This is a genomic window from Azonexus sp. (genome assembly GCF_036170495.1).
Classification (GTDB): Bacteria; Pseudomonadota; Gammaproteobacteria; order Burkholderiales; family Rhodocyclaceae; genus Azonexus.
This window is the reverse complement of the sequence record NZ_JAVHPH010000094.1, coordinates 3,493-5,764: the sequence shown is the minus strand read 5'-3', so window position 1 is coordinate 5,764 and position 2,272 is coordinate 3,493. Positions and strand designations below refer to the sequence as shown.

General features: G+C 60.0%; 2 protein-coding genes. Both read right to left on the bottom strand.

Going from position 1 to position 2,272, the window contains the following annotated elements:
- Positions 1-26: 26 nt before the first annotated feature.
- Positions 27-1,208 carry an acetyl-CoA C-acyltransferase family protein gene (locus ADADOO_RS03005; protein WP_511274891.1) on the bottom strand — a complete coding sequence of 394 codons (1,182 nt, stop codon included), beginning with the start codon at positions 1,206-1,208 and terminating at the stop codon, positions 27-29.
- Between the two features lie 22 nt (positions 1,209-1,230).
- Entirely contained in the window at positions 1,231-2,154 is a 924-nt protein-coding gene (locus tag ADADOO_RS03000; RefSeq protein WP_511274889.1) for a CobD/CbiB family protein, read from the bottom strand.
- Positions 2,155-2,272: the final 118 nt, after the last annotated feature.

Sequence of the window (2,272 nt, the reverse complement as noted above, 5' to 3'; positions counted from 1 at the left end):
TCTGTACAACTGAAACGCCGCAGCGATCAGGCGCGTTCGAAGATCACCGCAATACCCTGGCCACCACCGATACACATCGTCACCAAAGCGTACTTGCCACCGATCCGCTCCAGCTCGTAGAGCGCCTTGGTGGCGATAAAGGCACCGGAACAGCCGACCGGGTGACCGAGGGCGATAGCGCCACCGTTCGGGTTGGTCTTGGCCGGATCAAGGCCAAGCACCTTGGCAACAGTCAGCGCCTGGGCAGCAAAGGCTTCATTTGATTCGATGACGTCCATCTGATCCAGCGTCAGGCCAGCCTTCTTGAGCGCCAGCCGGGTAGCCGGGATCGGACCTTCGCCCATGACATCGTTCGGGACACCAGCGACGGCATAACCAGCGATGCGGGCCAAAGCCTTGTGACCGGCCTTGGCGGCTACATCGGCGGCAGCCAGCACGAAGAAGGCAGCGCCGTCGTTGATGCCGGAAGCGTTACCAGCGGTGACCGAGCCGTCCTTCTTGAAGGCCGGCTTCATCTTGGCCAGCGATTCCATGGTTGTGCCACGCTTGACGTGCTCGTCGGTATCGAAAACCACTTCGCCCTTGCGCGTCTGCTTGACGATCGGCACGATCTGCGATTTAAAGCGACCGGCATCGATGGCCGCAGCAGCGCGACGGTGGGATTCAACAGCCAATGCATCCTGGTCTTCACGGGTGAAGCCATACTTCTCAACCAGTTTTTCGGCGGTGATGCCCATGTGGCCAACGCCGAACGGGTCGGTCAGCACGGCAACCATCGAGTCGATGGCCTTGGTATCACCCATGCGGGCGCCCGTACGCAACGAGGGCATCATGTAAGCCGCCTTGGACATGACTTCAACACCGCCACCGACGCCGTAATCGGCATCGTTCAGCATGATGTTCTGGGCGGTGGTCACAATAGCCTGCAGGCCAGACGAACACAGACGGGAAACCTGCATGGCAACGGATTCCATCGGCAGACCAGCCTGAATAGAGGCAACGCGGGAAACGTAGGCATAGCGGGAGTCGGTCGGCATGGTGTTACCGACCGTGACGTAGTTGATGATTTGGGGATCGACACCGGAGCGGACGACCGATTCCTTCATCACGATACCGGCCAGCTCACTGGCTTCGAAATCGGCCAAAGCACCACCAAAGGTGCCGATTGGGGAACGGACGGCACTCAGAATAACAACATCTCTGCTCATGTAACTCTCCTGTAAGGATTATTCAGCCCACCAACGTGGCAAGCCCTAGCAAAAACAGCAACAACATCCATAACACAGTAGCTCGCCAGACGAGGCCAACGGCACTTTGCATGAAATCTACATCAGCCGGATCGCCCAGCCCCAGTTCGGCCCGATCGGACACCTCGACGCCATCGGCCACCGGCCGGCCCAGTTGGACCCCCAGCGCGCCGGCCCCCGCCGCGAGAACGATGCCGAGGTCGCGGTCCGGCCATTGCGCCGGCTGGGTACGCCAGCAATAAACCGCATCCTCGAAGTCACCGACAATAGCGAAAGCCGCTGCCGTTGTCCGCGAAGGTAGCCAGTCGATCATACCGAAAACCAGTCGTGAGAACGCGGAAAAATCGCTTTGCTGGGCCATGTTTTTGGTATTCCAGCGGTCGCCGACAACGGCTGACAGCCGGTAGAGCAGCGCCCCGCAAGGGCCGGGCAACAAAACGAACCAGAGCACGACAGCAAAGACGTGGCGGTGCGAGGCAGCCAGCGCGCCCTCGATGGAGCGCCGGGCAACATCTTCGGAGCCGAGGCCATAGGCCGACATGCCCTGCCACTCGGCAAGCAGATGGCGCGCCCGCTCAAGGTCGCCCAGGCGCAGGGCCAGCTGGATTTCGGTGTAGTGGTGACTGAACTGGCGGAAACCCATGGTCAGATAGAGCACGCCAACATTGAGCGCCCAGCCGAAAAGCGGGTTCAGGGAATAGAGCAGGCCATAAGCCACAGCGAGCAGCACCACCGGCAGCAGGACAGCCAGACACCAGGCCAGCACGCCATGCCGGTAGGCTCCGGCGTTAAAGCGGGATTCAATAAAATCAGCCCATGCGCCGAGAGGTTCGGCGACGATGCGGCGATAGTTGAGAGGTTGCAGTTGCTCGAGGAGAAAAACTGCGATGAGCGAGAGAAGACTCATGGGGTGCCGATGATTGCCGTATTCGGCTTATTTTCATGTCTTAAAGTGTCACGATACCACAAGCTCAGGCCCCTTGGATAAGGCCAAGACGCTCGCTCAGCGAGCGAATCATGCCGGC